Genomic DNA, 264 nt, shown 5'->3' on the forward strand with positions numbered 1-264 from the left:
AGCCTGAACTGGGTTGAAAACATGCGTGTCGCGATGGATGCGGTGATTGAGAACGGTAAGATTTGCGAAGGTACCGTTTGCTATACCGGTGACATTTTTGATCCGGACCGATCGAAATACGACCTGAAATATTATGTTGCTATGGGCAAGGAACTAAAAGCGGCCGGAGCCCACGTTCTGGGCCTGAAAGACATGGCCGGCGTGCTCAAGCCGAATGCTGCCAAAGTATTGATTAAAGCGCTGAAATCCGAAGTCGGCCTGCCA

The 264-nt window shown here is 50.8% G+C and carries 1 protein-coding gene; it reads left to right on the top strand.

The window, feature by feature from the left end:
- On the top strand, positions 1–264 hold a 264-nt coding region (locus B3849_RS03950), incomplete at both ends, for a hypothetical protein (protein ID WP_286779847.1).

Origin of the sequence: Sulfitobacter sp. UBA4523 (assembly GCF_002388305.1) — a bacterium.
GTDB classification, from domain to species: Bacteria; Pseudomonadota; Alphaproteobacteria; order Rhodobacterales; family Rhodobacteraceae; genus Sulfitobacter; species Sulfitobacter pontiacus.